The organism is Chryseobacterium gilvum (genome assembly GCF_025628965.1).
GTDB lineage: Bacteria > Bacteroidota > Bacteroidia > Flavobacteriales > Weeksellaceae > Chryseobacterium > Chryseobacterium gilvum.
This window is the reverse complement of record NZ_JAOTEN010000002.1, coordinates 260,131-275,110: the sequence shown is the minus strand read 5'-3', so window position 1 is coordinate 275,110 and position 14,980 is coordinate 260,131. Positions and strand designations below refer to the sequence as shown.

The following is a 14,980-nucleotide window of genomic DNA, read 5'->3' as shown; positions in this document are numbered from 1 at the left end:
CTAATTCGGGCTCAAAATAAATTATATTATTATTGTCTTATTTTGAGACAATTTATCGAAATTTGTTTTGTTTAAAATGTTACAATGAAAAAATCCGGATTTCTCATCTTCGTTTTTATTTTATTCAGCAAATTTTTATTTGCTCAGAAAATTCCTGAAGGAAAAGTTGTTACCACGTATATAACAGCAAAAGCTTTAATCAATCAAACGGGAGAAAATGCTAAAAGAAGAGTTTCTGTCTATCTTCCGCCGGATTATGAAAAATCAACAAAAAAGTATCCTGTCATTTATTATTTACACGGCTTTTTCTGGAGTGATAGTTTGTTGGTGAATAATGATAAAATTAATCACATTTTAGATAGGGCGATTTATCTGAAAAAGATAAAACCTTTAATTGTAGTAATGCCGGATGAAAGTACAGTTTTTAAAGGAAGCTTTTATGCCAATTCAAAATCTTCGGGAAGCTGGTCAGATTTTACCTCCTTAGAGCTGGTAGATTTCATTGATAAAAATTACAGAACGATTGCCAATAAAGAAAGCCGTGGAATTTCCGGTCATTCGATGGGCGGAAACGGAGCATTGCGAAATGCATTTCTTCATCCCGAAGTTTTTTCTTCTGTCTATGCTTTATCACCAGGAATTTTAGATGCTCAGTATTTTGCTTTAACACAAATTGATACCTATAAAAATATAAAAAATATTAAAGCCGTAACTGATCTTTTAAAACCTGAAAATGCGGGAGCCAATATTATTTTTGCCATCGCAAGAGCGTACAATGGAAATGAAAATAAACCTCCCTTTTATGCGGATTTACCATTTTCTTTCGAAAATGATGGATTGAAAGTAAATGCATCTGTGATAGAAGAGCTTAAGAAGAATTCTACATCAGAATTGCCATTTTCGCACTATGAAAATCTTAAAAAATTAAAAGCTATAAAGTTCGATTGGGGAAGAAATGATGAGCTGAAACATATTCCGCCAAGTTGTATGAATTTCAGTAAAACTTTGGAAATGTTGAAGATAAAACATGAAGCCGAAGAATATATCGGAACTCACGGAAGCGAAGTCAGCAAAGAAAACGGAAGAATAGAAAATCAGATGCTGCCATTTTTTAATGAACATCTGAAGTTTGAAGAATAATAGAAAACCTCTACTTTTGTCGAATGTTAGAAATTCTTCACCGAGACGAACATCTTATTGCCATCAATAAACCAAGCGGATTATTAGTTCACAAATCTTTTTATTCGGGAGAAGCAGATACGTATGCGATTCAGGAACTGAGAAAGCAGATCGGGCAGAAAGTTTTTCCTATACATCGTTTAGACAGAAAGACTTCAGGTGTTCTTCTCTTCACGTTAGATAAAGAAACACTCAAAACAATGAGTGAACAGTTTGCATCACGGGAAGTTGAAAAAAAATATATTGCCATTTTGCGAGGCTGGACAAAGGATGAAGAAACCATTGATTATGATTTGGTTAATGAAAATGAAATTAAACAAAATGCGATCACCTACTATCATCGTCTGCAGACTTCGGAGATCGATCTGCCTTTTCTGAAACATCAAACCTCAAGATATTGCTTGGTAGAAGCGATTCCTGAAACGGGAAGATTTCATCAGTTGCGGAAACATTTTAAACATATTTTGCACCCGATTCTAGGCTGCCGTAAACACGGTTGCAATAAGCAAAATAAACTGTGGCTTCAAACATTTGGCATCAACAAAATGACGCTTCACGCCCATCAATTGGTTTTTAAACATCCTGTTTCTAACGAAAAAATTACACTACATGCGACCATAGATGCTGAATTTAAACGGGTGGGAGATCTTTTGGGCTTTGATCTGAGCCTGTATTCTTAGCAATTCCACTTTTTAAGCTTTAGATTAATTTTAAATTAAGTATTTTTGTAAAACTTTTTTTCAATGTACAAATCGCTCATTCGCCCGATTCTTTTTAAATTCGATCCGGAAAAAGTTCATTATTTTACTTTTTCAATGCTTAAAAATTTTCCTTTTCTAACCAAGCTTTTTCTTCCGAAACCTGTTGAGGATAAAAGACTTGAGAGGGAAGTATTCGGACTAAAATTTAAAAATCCGGTGGGTTTGGCGGCAGGTTTTGATAAAAATGCAGTGCTTTTTAACGAGCTTTCAGATCTTGGTTTCGGCTTTATAGAAATCGGGACTTTAACACCGAAAGGGCAACCCGGAAATGATAAAACAAGACTTTTCCGTCTAAAAGAAGATTCTGCGATCATCAATAGGATGGGGTTCAATAATGATGGGGTAGATGCTGCTGTTGAACGGCTAAAAAAAAATAAAAATGTTCTGATCGGCGGAAATATCGGGAAAAATAAAGTCACTCCAAATGAAGATGCGGTAAATGATTATAAAATCTGTTTTGAAAAGCTTTTTCCTTATGTAGATTATTTTGTGGTAAATGTAAGCTCACCAAACACGCCCAATCTTCGTGAGTTACAGGATAAAGAACCTCTAACACATTTGTTGGGGACTTTACAGCAAATGAATGTTGAAAAACCCAGTCCAAAACCTATTTTACTGAAAATAGCTCCGGATTTATCAGATGATCAGCTTTTAGACATTATTGATATCGTACAGGATACAAAAATTGCGGGCGTTATTGCTGCCAATACGACACTATCTAGAGAAGGTTTATTGTCTGAAAATCAGTCTGAAACGGGAGGTCTTTCCGGAAAGCCGTTAACTCAACGATCGACGGAAGTGATCCGTTTTCTGTCAGAAAAAAGCAACAAAGCTTTCCCGATCATCGGAGTTGGCGGAATTCATACTGCAAAAGACGCGATCGAAAAACTGGATGCAGGAGCAAGTCTGATTCAATTATATACCGGTTTTATCTACGAAGGCCCGGAACTGATTAACGAAATTAATACAGAAATTCTTAAGAGATGCCCCAAAATCTAAAGCCTGTTATCTTGATTTGATGACAGAAGCTTTATTGATATCCACCAGCAAAATATAACCGGGAGTCGTTGAGGTTTTAGAGATTTTGTACTGTATTGTTTTTGAATCTTTACTTTTTATGACTTTGGTGTCATAGATGTTTTCGAGGCAGCTTTCGGTCATATATTCTTCGTAGTTTTTATAGTTCCAGGTTTTTGTGAAATATAAAACGCGATATCCTTTTTCACCTTCGCTCGCTCCGCACATTCCGCACGCATTGAAATTGGATGAGCGCTCAAAATACAGTAAAATCCTATTTCCTTTCTCGTCAGAATAATATGAGATCAGATCATTTCCTCCATGTTTGTCAATAAAATCGTACGTGTTTATTTTTTTATTGCCGGGAAGCATGATGTATTCGTTGTATCTGTAAATCATATTGTTGCCCGTAAAAAGTTGGGCATCCAATGTTTTATTATTACTGTAAAATTTTCCCATTATGTTTTTATGATCCGTTTTTTCCGGATTAAAAATCAGGGTTTCTTTAGGATGCAATTCCTGTGCAATTTCGTTGGTTTTTTCTAAAAGTTGGGGTGAGGTGATCTTTTCTTTCAGCAATTTCGATTTTTGTTTTTGCTGATTTCCAAAATGGTAGAGATACAGAGTGCCGTTATCGTAAATGCCCGTCAATACAATCTTTTTCTGATATTTATCGTAATAGTACCATCCTTCCACAAAATGCTGATACTGGTTACAATCGACGACTCCTGTATAAGTCAGCTGTATGGTAAACGGAATGTCAGAAACAGCACCTTTAAAAATTTGGGATTTGTCGATTACGCTTTTGAGTTCAATTTGCTGGCAGAATATCCATACGAAAGTAAAGAGAAATAGTACGGTTATTAGTTTTTTCATGGTTTGGGCTGGGTTTTTCTTAGTTTTTCATAAAAAGAAATGAGATAAAGTGTAAATAATCAATCCTACTAATCCGCCGACCAACGTTCCGTTGACCCGTATAAACTGAAGGTCTTTACCGACTTCCAGTTCCATTTTTTCACTGAGCTCTTTTCCCTGCCAGTTTCCGACAGTCGCACTGATGAGGTTCCCAAATTGATGGGTGTTTTTGAGGATATATTTGTATGCCGTTACCCGAATCCAGTGATCAATCTTGTTTTGAAGTTTTTCATCCGTTTTAAGGTTTTGAGAGAATTCATTCAGGTTTTTTGAGATATAATTTTTTAAGGATGACTCATCTTCCTGAAGCTCCTTTATGAGCGTATTTTTTATAGAAACCCAGATATCATTAGAATACTCATTCAGCTTATCGTTTTTAAGGAAATCATTTTTAATGGCTTTAAATTCATCTTTCCATTTGGGGTCTTCTTTTAAATCATTAGAAAATTCATAGATTTTTTTAGTGATCAAACCCCGGATTTCATGCTGGGAATCTTCTTCCACTTCCCTGAAAAAATCAGAAAGCCCGCTTGATATTTTCTCAGCGATTTTATTGTCAATAAATGAAGGGATGAAGGTGTAGCTGCCTTTTTTCACCCTTTCCTGTATCATTCCATTATTTTCGATGATATATTCTTTAATCTGTTTTGATAAGTTGGTCACCACTTTCTGGTGATCATTTTTATCTAAAAGATAGATAATACCATTGCCCAGAATTTTATTCAGCTCAATACCATCAGTCATTTCAGAGACTTTTTTAGTAATAAACCGGCTTACTTCAGCATCATCAAGTTTATTGAGGATATCCAGAACAATATCAGACAGATTCTGAATTAAAATGGCCTGATTTCTTTCTTTAATGAGCCATTCTCCGACAAAGTTGGAAACTTTTATTTTCTGAATATAAGGGCGGATGTTCTGTGGCGAAAGAAAATTGGAAACCACAAAATTTCCCAGGTTGTCACCCAGCTTTTGCTTGCTGGTTTCGATGAGATTCGTATGCGGAATCGGCAATCCGAGAGGATGCCGAAACAATGCGGTAACCGCAAACCAGTCTGCCAAAGCACCTACCATGGCTGCTTCGGAAAATGCACGGACATATCCTATCCAATGCGAATGATTGCTTTTTTGGAGTATTGTAGTAATAACAAAAATAATCGCCATCAAAACAAAAAGTCCTGTTGCAAAAGCTTTATAGGTATTGAGCTGTTTTCTTTTTAGTTCATCGTTCATATCTTCAAATTTAGTAAATTTGATATGGAATTCTTAATTTCAGCAGGATTAATCATCATTCTGCAAACAATTATAAATCATCAACTTTCAAATCATCTTATGGAACATAATCAAGCAAAAAACAATCCACATTATTCAAGAACGAATACCGCAAAACTCGATATTTCTAATGAAGAATGGAAAAAAATTCTTTCCCCAGAATTGTATGCTATAGCAAGAGAAGCTGCTACAGAACGCGCTTTTACCGGGAAATATAACGAATTTGACGAAGTGGGAGAATATTATTGTGCTGTGTGCGGGAATCATTTATTCCGTTCTACTTCAAAATTTTCCAGCAGTTGCGGATGGCCAAGCTTTTTTGAAGCGGATAAAGACGGTGTTTATTATAAAAGAGATACCACACATGGGATGGAAAGGATAGAAGTGCTTTGTAAACGTTGCGATTCTCATCTTGGACACGTTTTCAACGACGGTCCGGAACCTACCGGAATGCGGTATTGCATGAATTCTATCAGTCTGGAATTTGTACCAGATGTACAACAATAATGCGCAGTATTTTATCAATACTGCGTTAAAGTCTCTTAAATTCAGTTAAACTTCTTTCAATTTAACCTACTGATAATTATGTTTTTATAACTTTGCCTTACCAATTTTAATTTAACATAATATTTAATGAAAGGATTTTTTAGTTTATTAGGCGTGGTGTACATCGTTACCACATCATTTTACTTATCTCCCAACAAATCTGATACCAAAAAGGATATTGTACTTACAAAAAAAGCGGAAAAATTAATTGTAGACAATTCTGGTGACAATACTAAAGTAAGTACTTCTGAAGATCTGTATAAATCATTTGCATTTGAAAACGATCATCAGCTTAATTTTGAAGCGTTTTCAAAAGCATTAACGGGTTTTGAGAACTTAAAAAAAGCAGGATTACTCAATCAGGATGCGCATTTACTTACAATCTGTGATTTTTCTATGTCATCGAATACCAAAAGGTTATGGGTGCTTGATCTTAATGAAAAAAAAGTGCTTTTTAATTCTTTAGTGGCACACGGAAAAAACACAGGAGAAGAATATGCCCAGAATTTCTCAAATACTGAAAGCTCTTATCAGAGCAGTTTAGGATTTTATATTACGGATGTTACATATTCCGGAGACAACGGATATTCCCTGAAACTATTGGGCATGGATAAAGGTTATAACGATGCTGCTTTGCAAAGAGCGGTTGTGATGCACGGTGCAGATTATGTAAGTGAAGAATTTGCCGCTATACACAAAAGAATTGGAAGAAGCTGGGGTTGTCCCGCAATTCCGAGAAATTTGACAGAACCGATTATCAATACCATCAAAGGAAGAAATTGCCTTTTTATTTACTATCCTGACCAAAATTACCTTTCTACATCAGAATGGCTGAAATCATAAAATAAGTTTAGAATAGATGGAGGAAAGCACAGCATTTATTCCCGCAGTAAGGCTGATGAATAATCCTGACGGAACAAGTACTTTCGAAAAAGGGAAAATTCCAACCCTTAAACCTATGAATACCACAGCTTTCTGGATCAGTACCACCACAGAATTCTGGGAGAAAAACACACACGTTGCTCCACGGAGGCAATATGTGGCGACATTAAAAGGAATTATACAATTTAAAGTCAGTGACGGTTCTACATTTCTCATACAACCCGGAATAATACTTTTAGCAGAAGACACAGAGGGATTTGGACATAGTTGGGAGATGATTGAAGGTGAACAGTGGGAAAGATTATATATTCCGATTGCAGAAAATGCAGACAGCTTTTTTATCCCTGATCATAAATTTTAAATTAAATAGAAATAAAGCAGTCAAAATTTGACTGCTTTTTGTATTATGAGATAAACTTCTTAAAAATTACCGTTGCATTATGGCCTCCGAAACCAAAAGCATTGCTTAAAGCAAAAGTAATGTTCTTCTCTTTGGCTTCACCAAAAACAATATTAATATCTTTCGGAATATTCTCATCAATCTGATGAAGGTTAATCGTCGGCGGAATAATTCCCTGCTGAATCGCTTTAATGGAAAGAATCGCTTCCGCGGCTCCTGCAGCTCCCAATAAATGGCCGGTCATTGATTTTGTGGCACTGATGTCCAGCTTTTTATTTCCTTTAAAAATACTGTTGATCGCCTTTAATTCAACAAGATCACCAAGTGGAGTAGAAGTAGCGTGCGGATTAATATAATCGATATCTTCCGCATTGGCTCCTGCTTCTTTCAATGCTATTTTCATGGCTTTTATGGCTCCGGTTCCTTCCGGATGCGGCGCCGTCATATGATACGCATCGGCGGTCATGGCTGCTCCCACCAATTCGGCGTAGATTTTTGCACCACGTGCTTTTGCATGTTCATATTCTTCAAGCACCAATGCTCCTGCTCCTTCTCCGATTACAAAACCATCTCTGTCTGCATCATAAGGCCGGCTTGCGGTTTCGAAATCATCATTTCTTGTAGACATCGCTTTCATAACAGAAAACCCGCCTACAGAAGCCGGTGTAATAGCTGCTTCTGAGCCTCCGCTGATAATTACTTTCGCTTTTCCGAGACGGATGTAATTAAAAGCATCCATTAATGCGGTATTTCCGGTGGCGCATGCTGAAACGGTGGTGTAATTGATTCCCTGTAATCCGAATTTCATAGAAATCATTCCTGAAGCCATGTTGGATATAAATTTTGGTACAAAAAACGGGTTAAAACGTGGCGTTCCGTCTCCATGCGAAAATTCCATCACTTCATTTTCAAAAGTCTGCATTCCACCCTGTCCCGTTCCCCAGATAACTCCGGTGTCAAAGGGATCCATTCTTTCAAAATCCAAACCGGAATCCTGAATGGCTTCTGCGGATGTATATAATGCATATTGTGTGAAAAGGTCGCTCCGTTTAATTTCGTTGTGCGTGAGATGGGTTTTGGGATCAAAATCTTTTAATTCGCAGGCAAAACGTACTTTAAATTTTTCTGTATTAAAATGCTGAATTAATCCCGCACCGCTTTTCCCGTTGACGCTGTTTTGCCAAAATTCTTCGACCGTATTTCCTAAAGGGGTAACTGCACCCATCCCGGTAATGACAACTCTTTTCATACTTAGTTATTGATTTTAAATAAATTAGAGGTTCCTCTCGCAATCAGTCGCGTTTTGTCTGCATTCCATATTTCGCATTGTGCGTTTACAAATTGCTTTCCTCTTTTAATGATTTTGGTTTCGGCTACAATAGTATCATTTTCTTTTGCACTCGAAAAATAATCGATTACATTATTAATAGTCGTTATGAAAGAATTTTCATTTAAAGAAAACATCGTTGCACCGATAATATCGTCGACAATTGCTGCCGTTACACCACCGTGAAGATTTCCCACAGGATTAAGCCATTCTGGTCTTACTGTATATTGAAATTCTAATTGCCCTTCTTCTGCAGAAACGATAATCGGATTGAGCCATTTCATAAAAGGAGAAGGTGATTGATCAAATTCTCTTCCGATGAATTGTTTTAATTGTGCTAATCTATCCATACACTATTTATTTTTCTAAAATCATTGTCACTCCCTGTCCGCGTGCCGCACAAATTGAAATAAAACCTTTACCGCTTCCTTTTTCGTGTAAAAGCTTAGCTAAAGTCCCTATAATTCTTCCTCCGGTCGCTGCAAAAGGATGTGCCGCTGCAAGGCTTCCGCCTTTGACGTTTAGTTTATTCCGGTCTATTTTCCCTAATGCTTTTTCCAGCCCGAATTGTTTGGCTACATTATCATTTTCCCAGATTTTTAAAGTCGCTAAAACCTGTGCTGCGAATGCTTCATGGATTTCATAATAATCAAATTCTTCCAAGCGTATTCCTGCTTTTTTGAGCATTCTGTCTGCAGCAAAAACCGGTGCGAGCAATAAGTTTTGCTGATCTTTTACATACTCGATTCCGGCAACTTCCGAAAAAGTGATATACGCTAAAATGGGAAGATTATTTTGTTTTGCCCATTCTTCACTTGCCAGTAAAATGGCAGAAGCTCCATCGGTAAAAGGAGTTGAGTTTCCTGCGGTCAAAGTTCCATTTTGTTTGTCGAAAGCAGGTTTTAATGAAGCTAATTTTTCCGGATTGGTATCACGACGGAGATTATTATCTTTATCTAAGCCAAAAGCAGGAGTAATCATATCATTAAAAAATCCTTCATCATATGCTTTTGCCATATTCTGGTGGCTTTTATACGCCAACTCATCCTGCTCTTCACGGGAAATCTGATAATGTTTTGCCGTAATTTCTGTATGGCCTCCCATCGTTAAACCCGTTTCCGGCTCCTGTCCTTTGTATACAATCGGCATCCAGTCTTTAAGTTTTGGGCTTAATAAATGTTTTATTTTTCCAAAGCCTGATTTCTCTTTATTGGCTTTTAACAGGGCTTTTCGTAATCGTGCAGAAGTCTCAAAAGGGATATTGCTCATGGCTTCAACGCCGCATGCAATTCCGCTTTCGATCTGTCCGAGCGCAATTTTGTTTCCGATATAGATGGCTGCTTCAATTCCGGTATCGCATGCCTGCTGAAGATCACATGCGGGAGTTGCAGGATCAAGCAAGGTTTCCATGACAGATTCTCTCACGAGGTTGCTTTCGGAAATATGTTTTATAACAGCGCCTCCGGCAACTTCGCCGAGCCTTTTCCCTTTTAAATGGTAATGATCGATTAAACCGTTGAGTGCAGCAACCAAAAGTTCCTGATTGGTTTTATCTGCATATGCGGTGTTGATTCTGGCAAAAGGAATTCTGTTGTATCCTACAATTGCTACTTTTTTTGTTTCCATATGATGGGTTTATGATGGAATGATATTGAGTTCCTGTTCTATCATGATAAGAATCCTGTCTAAGGCGAGATTCAGAAATTTTTCATCCCCCGAAGTTTTGGAAAGTAAAATACCGCCTTCTACGAGCATAATAAATAATGACCCGAATTCAAAAGCATTAATGTTCCTGTTAATTTCTCCTTTTTTCTGCCCTTGAATGATAACTTCCGCAATTTTTCTGATCCAGCTTTCAAAAGATTCTGTAACCTTTTTTTTTAATATCGGAAATTGATCATCGGCTTCGGTTGCAGCATTCATTAATGGGCAGCCTCCGGTTTCAAAAACCACTTTCCAGCTTTTACGATAAAAGTCAACAAAGGCGTTTAATTTTTCTATAGTGGTCGGAAATTCATCTCCGAGAGATCTGGCCATACTTTTTCCCAGCAGACCTGAGTTGTATTTATATACTTCAAGAGCGAGTTCATCTTTATTTTCAAAATTTCCGTAGATACCTCCTTTTGTCAGACCCGTTGCTTCCGTAATGTCTGAAAGTGAGGTAGAGGTATATCCTTTTGTATTGAATAAAGTGGCCGATTTTTTTATAATCAGCTGTTTTGTTTTTTCTGCCTTCGACATTTTTTGAAAATTAAAATACAAAGATACTAAAATATACCGATTGGTATATTATTATTTAAAAATAAATCCGGAAAATAAATCCGGACTTATTTGTTTTATTAAGCTAAAGTAGCTGTCATTGTTATTTCAAAATTGAAAGCTGCGCTTACAGGGCATCCTTCTTCTGCAATTTTTGCATATTTCTGAAACTCTTCTTCTGAAATTCCCGGAATTTTTGCGGTTAAGGTCAATTCAGATTTTGTAATTTTTCCCACACTCGGGTCAAGAGTGATCACAGATTTCGTAGTCAGTTCTTCCGGAGTAAAACCGGCCTGTGAAAGTTCTGCGCTCAGTTTCATGGTAAAACATCCAGCGTGAGCTGCGGCTAATAATTCTTCCGGGTTGGTTCCCACTCCGTCTTCAAAACGGCTGCTGAAAGAATACTGGGTCTGATTAAGCGTAGTGCTTTGTGTGGTTAAATGTCCTTTTCCTTCTTTTACGGTTCCGTTCCAAACGGCAGTTGCGTTACGTTTCATATATAGATTTTAATAGTTTTAATGAAGTATAAAAGTACAAAAAAGCATGATACCATGATCATTAAATAATTGATATCATGCTTTATGCTGATTGAAAAAATAAGTTTAAAAAGTAACGTCTAAACCGAGATAAAAATTAGCTTTCATCACGGGTGCATAAACCATTCCGCCATCAAAATAATTTCCAAAAGGATTTCTAAAATCCAGAATCGCATTTTTCTGATGATAAGAAGTAAGGTTTTCACCCCCGAAATAAGCTCTTATTTTCTGATTGAAATTTCTTGATATCTGTGCATTCACAACAGCATAGAATTCTGAAAATGCAGGAAGCTGAAATTCTGCAGGGTTTGTCGAGGTGATCGGAAGCCTTTGTTTCCCGACTCCGTTTACAGTAGTATCAAAACTCCAGAAAGCACCTTTTTCACTTTTGTTAGTGGCATATGCCAAGTTTACAAATCCTCTGTGCTTTGCCATAAACGGTACGGTTCTTCTTCCGTCTAAATAATCAGCCTGCACATCGTAATATTTGTACGCCAGTCTTACTTCAAAATTTTTGAACGGCGAAAAATCCCACTGCGTCTGAAAACTGTTGGCAAAAGATTTTCCTTCCAGATTATAGAAAACCAATTGTTGAGGAGACCGGTCTAAATCTGCCAAAACCTGGTCTTGAAAATCGGTTCTGAAAACATCTGCCATTACCGTAGATTTTCTCCCGAATATTTTAAATTCCTGTTGCAGGCTTGCTCCGTAATTCCACGCGATTTCCGGTTTTAAACCATAAATATTTCCGCCATTCTGTATAATCTGGACAGTACGGTTGGACGCAAAATACTGCTGATTTTCTGCAAAAACAGACGCGGTCCTGAATCCTCTTCCGGCTGAAAGCCTAAGAATGGTTTTTGGCGTAAAATCATATTTAAAATTTAATCTTGGCGTAAACTGTGTTCCTGCAAGATTATGAAAATCAACCCGGGCTCCTGCAACCAAAGTATATTTTAAACCGGTTAATGTATATTCGGCAAAAGCACCGGGAACAGTTTCTGTTCTCCCAAAATGATCGGTAAAGTAATTTTCATCATAGTTATCGTACATAAAGCTGGCTCCTGCTTTATATTTATTATTCGTATTTCCGATAATGCTTTCAAAAATCAGGTTCGAATAATAGGTGTGTTGCTTCCCTAAATAATTTCTTAGTCCGAAAAAACTGTCCTGCTGATGATAAACATATTGATTCATCCAGCCCAAACTCTGATAAGGCTTATCTTTAAAAACATAGCCCGTCTTGTTCCAGACCTGGAATCTTGAGATATCAATCCCCACTCCGTACGCAGGTTGCTTATCCTGGGCTAATTGTTTATTGAAAGCGGTTTGACCGGCAGTCTGCTCGTCTTTCACAAAGTTAATCCCAAAGTGCGAACCAAACCCTGAATGCCCCAAATCATTAAAATTCAATAAATAAGCTGCATTTAGTTGAGTTCCTTTCGGCCTGTCCAGAAAACTGTCGTCATTCATATCGGTATCTCCGAAAGTACCATTCCCGTGAAGAAGAAAAGTCTGCGTCCAGTGCTCATTGATGGGCGCAACATTGGTAAAATTGGCTTCCGCTCTTCCATTGAAATCTGAAAATAAATTAAGGGTAGTTTCCGGCTTTTCTGCATGTTTGATAAGCTCGGTATTGATTTGGCCCGTAATGCTTTCGTAGCCATTGGTGACGGTACTGCCACCTTTGGTCAGCTGAATACTTTCGATCCATCTTCCCGGAATAAAATTAAGTCCGTATGCAGAAGCCAGCCCTCTGATTTCCGGTAAAAGCTCTTTCGTCAGACTGGTATATTTCTGATCCAAGCCCAACATTTTCAATTGCTTTGTACCAGTCACCGCATTGCTAAAGGAAACATCTACCGTCGCGTTGGTTTCAAAACTTTCTGATAAATTACAGCATGCGGCTTTCAGCAGTTCTTTTGAATCTATATTAAAAACCAGGCCCGCGTCTTTTTTACTGATGGCAGTTCCTGCTTTAGACGCAGATAATGTGATGGCTTCGATATTTTTTTCCTGATGGGTGTCTTTTTCATTCATTTCAGAATGATTATGATTTTTCGCTTTTTGACTTTCATTTTCATCTGAATGTACCAGCTCGTTCTTTTGTCCCATCGGGAGATCGCGGTCATAGAGACAACAGCTTGGCAGATTTTTATAAACATGATCTGCTGCCTTATATTTTTCGTTGTCATGTCCTACATCGGCAATTTTTTGCAGGATTTGATCTGATGAAGTTTTAGAAGAGTCAAAATATAAAGAAACAGTCTGTGTTTCCGCATTCCAGCTTGCTGAATCTGCTCCTGCATCTTTAGCCGCTTTCTCTATTCTTGCTTTACAAGATTCACAGTTGCCTTTCACGAAAAAATCTTTTCTCTCAGAAGAATGATCATGTGCTTCGGTACTGGGGGAAAGAGTACTTCTTTCATAGTGACAGCATTCCGGGAGGTTTTTATAAGAATCATCCGTTGCGCGGAATTTTTCATTATCGTGTCCTGCTTCAGCGATCTTTTTCAGAATATTTTCGGGAGAAACAGTATCGGTGGTTTCTAATGTTAATGTCTGTAAATCGACAGAATATCTGGCTGCAGACGCTCCTGCTTTCAGAGCGGTAGTTTCTATTCTCTCTTTGCACATTTCGCAGTTTCCTTTTACCTGAAACTGATGTTTATGAGTATTCTGAGCAAAGATGATTTGTGTAAATAATACGAATATACCAAGAACGATCTTGGAAATATATAATTTCATTTGTTTAAGATTTAGATTAATTATTAAAATGATTCATTATTCGTTAATGAATGATTCAGAGATAATTAACCCAATTTTGGCGGCTGCCAAATGTCTTTTAAACGATCTGAAATATAAGGATCTGAGTACTGAAACTGTACCGTACGGTCCGCTGAAAAATAACTGATTTCCGGGAAAAAATTTTTAGAAGAAAGGCTTTCTACAAAAGTATGACAGGTCATGCAAAAAGAGCAGCAATCATCATTACATGAAGATTTGTGATCTTTTTTATCATGATCCTGGTGATTTTTATCGCAACAGCTTTCAGTTTTAACGTCTGATTTGCAGCAGTTTTCCTGTGAAGCCTGAGCATAAAAATTGTCTTTAGGGATCAGAAAAATTCCTAAACAAAAGACAATGATTAAAATCTGAAACTGTTTCACTGCTGCAAATTTACAAAAATATTAAAGAGGATCGCCTACTTTTTTTGCACAGTCGTGAAAGGGTTCTCCGTGCGCAGGGTTAAGTGTTGGCTTCGGGCCATTTGCGGCAACTTGCTGTGGAGCCGCCGCCGGAATTGCAGTATTCTGATTAGAAGCTTGTTGAGGAGCAGGTTTGCTGTTTAACGGCTGACCTACCGGAATGTCACATCGGTGATTGGGCTCTCCATGTGGAGGATTCATTCCCGGAGCGGTTTTCACGGGTTTCCCGTTATTATCCAGCCTTATTTTTCCCGGGCTTACGGAATTAGGGTCAATCTGAATGGTATTGTTTCCATTCACGGTTATATTTTTTTGTGCAGCCTGATTTTGAGGAGCTACAGTGCTGTTGAGAGGCTGCCCAACCGGAATGTCACAACGGTGACCTGGCTGTCCGTGAGGCGGATTCATTCCCGGAACTGTCGTCATTGCAGAAGCTGTATTTTGGATTCCTGCCTGATTCAGCAGGGAAGTATTTGACGCATTGCTTGTAACAACATTAGACTGCTGCACTCCCGCTTCCTCCTTAAGATACGTAGGCCGCTCGTCTTTTTTGCACGATATGGTAATGATTCCCGTAAGAATGATTCCCAAGAATATGTTTTTCATATTGAAATTTTGGTATAAAAACAAAATTAGCAAAACATTTTGAATTGTTCTGCTAATTGTTGTATTCATTT

Annotated in this window: 16 protein-coding genes; 6 read left to right on the top strand and 10 right to left on the bottom strand. The window is 37.6% G+C overall.

The window, feature by feature from the left end; translation table 11 throughout:
• The first annotated feature begins 84 nt into the window (after positions 1-84).
• The 3 genes from N0B16_RS07890 (at position 85) to N0B16_RS07880 (ending at position 2,939) form a co-directional block, all read left to right on the top strand.
• Entirely contained in the window at positions 85-1,140 is a 1,056-nt protein-coding gene (locus tag N0B16_RS07890) for an alpha/beta hydrolase (RefSeq protein WP_262990261.1), read from the top strand.
• 23 nt (positions 1,141-1,163) lie between these two features.
• Complete coding sequence (locus tag N0B16_RS07885; RefSeq protein WP_262990260.1) at positions 1,164-1,859, top strand: pseudouridine synthase; 696 nt, start codon at positions 1,164-1,166, stop codon at positions 1,857-1,859.
• 63 nt (positions 1,860-1,922) lie between these two features.
• Positions 1,923-2,939: a quinone-dependent dihydroorotate dehydrogenase gene (locus tag N0B16_RS07880; protein WP_262990259.1), complete on the top strand. Its 1,017-nt coding sequence runs from the start codon at positions 1,923-1,925 to the stop codon at positions 2,937-2,939.
• Positions 2,940-2,945: 6 nt separating this feature from the next.
• Here N0B16_RS07880 and N0B16_RS07875 read toward each other — a convergent pair whose 3' ends face one another.
• Both N0B16_RS07875 and N0B16_RS07870 read right to left on the bottom strand, forming a co-directional pair.
• Positions 2,946-3,833, bottom strand: coding sequence for a hypothetical protein (locus N0B16_RS07875; protein ID WP_262990258.1), 888 nt, complete (start codon positions 3,831-3,833; stop codon positions 2,946-2,948).
• 27 nt (positions 3,834-3,860) lie between these two features.
• Positions 3,861-5,105: a DUF445 domain-containing protein gene (locus tag N0B16_RS07870; protein ID WP_262990257.1), complete on the bottom strand. Its 1,245-nt coding sequence runs from the start codon at positions 5,103-5,105 to the stop codon at positions 3,861-3,863.
• Positions 5,106-5,204: 99 nt separating this feature from the next.
• Here N0B16_RS07870 and msrB point away from each other — a divergent pair, with 99 nt between their 5' ends.
• The 3 genes from msrB (at position 5,205) to N0B16_RS07855 (ending at position 6,933) form a co-directional block, all read left to right on the top strand.
• A complete protein-coding gene (msrB, locus tag N0B16_RS07865) occupies positions 5,205-5,651 on the top strand; it encodes a peptide-methionine (R)-S-oxide reductase MsrB (RefSeq protein ID WP_262990256.1) in 447 nt (148 codons plus the stop codon).
• A 126-nt stretch (positions 5,652-5,777) separates the two neighbouring features.
• A complete protein-coding gene (locus tag N0B16_RS07860) occupies positions 5,778-6,533 on the top strand; it encodes a murein L,D-transpeptidase catalytic domain family protein (protein ID WP_262990254.1) in 756 nt (251 codons plus the stop codon).
• 16 nt (positions 6,534-6,549) lie between these two features.
• Positions 6,550-6,933, top strand: coding sequence for a cupin domain-containing protein (locus N0B16_RS07855; RefSeq protein WP_262990253.1), 384 nt, complete (start codon positions 6,550-6,552; stop codon positions 6,931-6,933).
• Positions 6,934-6,976: 43 nt separating this feature from the next.
• Here the strand turns inward: N0B16_RS07855 and fabF are convergent, their stop codons facing one another.
• The 8 genes from fabF to N0B16_RS07815 all read right to left on the bottom strand — a co-directional run bounded on the left by fabF (position 6,977) and on the right by N0B16_RS07815 (position 14,909).
• The gene (gene fabF / locus N0B16_RS07850; protein WP_262990252.1) at positions 6,977-8,221 is read right to left on the bottom strand and encodes a beta-ketoacyl-ACP synthase II; all 1,245 of its coding nucleotides are present in this window, start codon (positions 8,219-8,221) and stop codon (positions 6,977-6,979) included.
• Between the two features lie 2 nt (positions 8,222-8,223).
• The gene (locus tag N0B16_RS07845) at positions 8,224-8,649 is read right to left on the bottom strand and encodes a PaaI family thioesterase (protein ID WP_262990251.1); all 426 of its coding nucleotides are present in this window, start codon (positions 8,647-8,649) and stop codon (positions 8,224-8,226) included.
• A 7-nt stretch (positions 8,650-8,656) separates the two neighbouring features.
• Positions 8,657-9,925, bottom strand: coding sequence for an acetyl-CoA C-acetyltransferase (locus N0B16_RS07840; protein ID WP_262990250.1), 1,269 nt, complete (start codon positions 9,923-9,925; stop codon positions 8,657-8,659).
• A gap of 9 nt (positions 9,926-9,934) precedes the next feature.
• On the bottom strand, positions 9,935-10,540 hold the full coding sequence (locus N0B16_RS07835; RefSeq protein ID WP_262990249.1) for a TetR/AcrR family transcriptional regulator: 606 nt from the start codon (positions 10,538-10,540) through the stop codon (positions 9,935-9,937).
• A 98-nt stretch (positions 10,541-10,638) separates the two neighbouring features.
• Positions 10,639-11,055, bottom strand: a complete 417-nt coding sequence (locus N0B16_RS07830) for an OsmC family protein (protein WP_262990248.1) — start codon at positions 11,053-11,055, stop codon at positions 10,639-10,641.
• Positions 11,056-11,160: 105 nt separating this feature from the next.
• Entirely contained in the window at positions 11,161-13,842 is a 2,682-nt protein-coding gene (locus N0B16_RS07825) for a TonB-dependent receptor domain-containing protein (RefSeq protein WP_262990247.1), read from the bottom strand.
• Between the two features lie 65 nt (positions 13,843-13,907).
• Positions 13,908-14,264 carry a hypothetical protein gene (locus N0B16_RS07820; RefSeq protein ID WP_262990246.1) on the bottom strand — a complete coding sequence of 119 codons (357 nt, stop codon included), beginning with the start codon at positions 14,262-14,264 and terminating at the stop codon, positions 13,908-13,910.
• Between the two features lie 21 nt (positions 14,265-14,285).
• The gene (locus tag N0B16_RS07815) at positions 14,286-14,909 is read right to left on the bottom strand and encodes a hypothetical protein (protein WP_262990245.1); all 624 of its coding nucleotides are present in this window, start codon (positions 14,907-14,909) and stop codon (positions 14,286-14,288) included.
• Between the last annotated feature and the right edge of the window lie 71 nt (positions 14,910-14,980).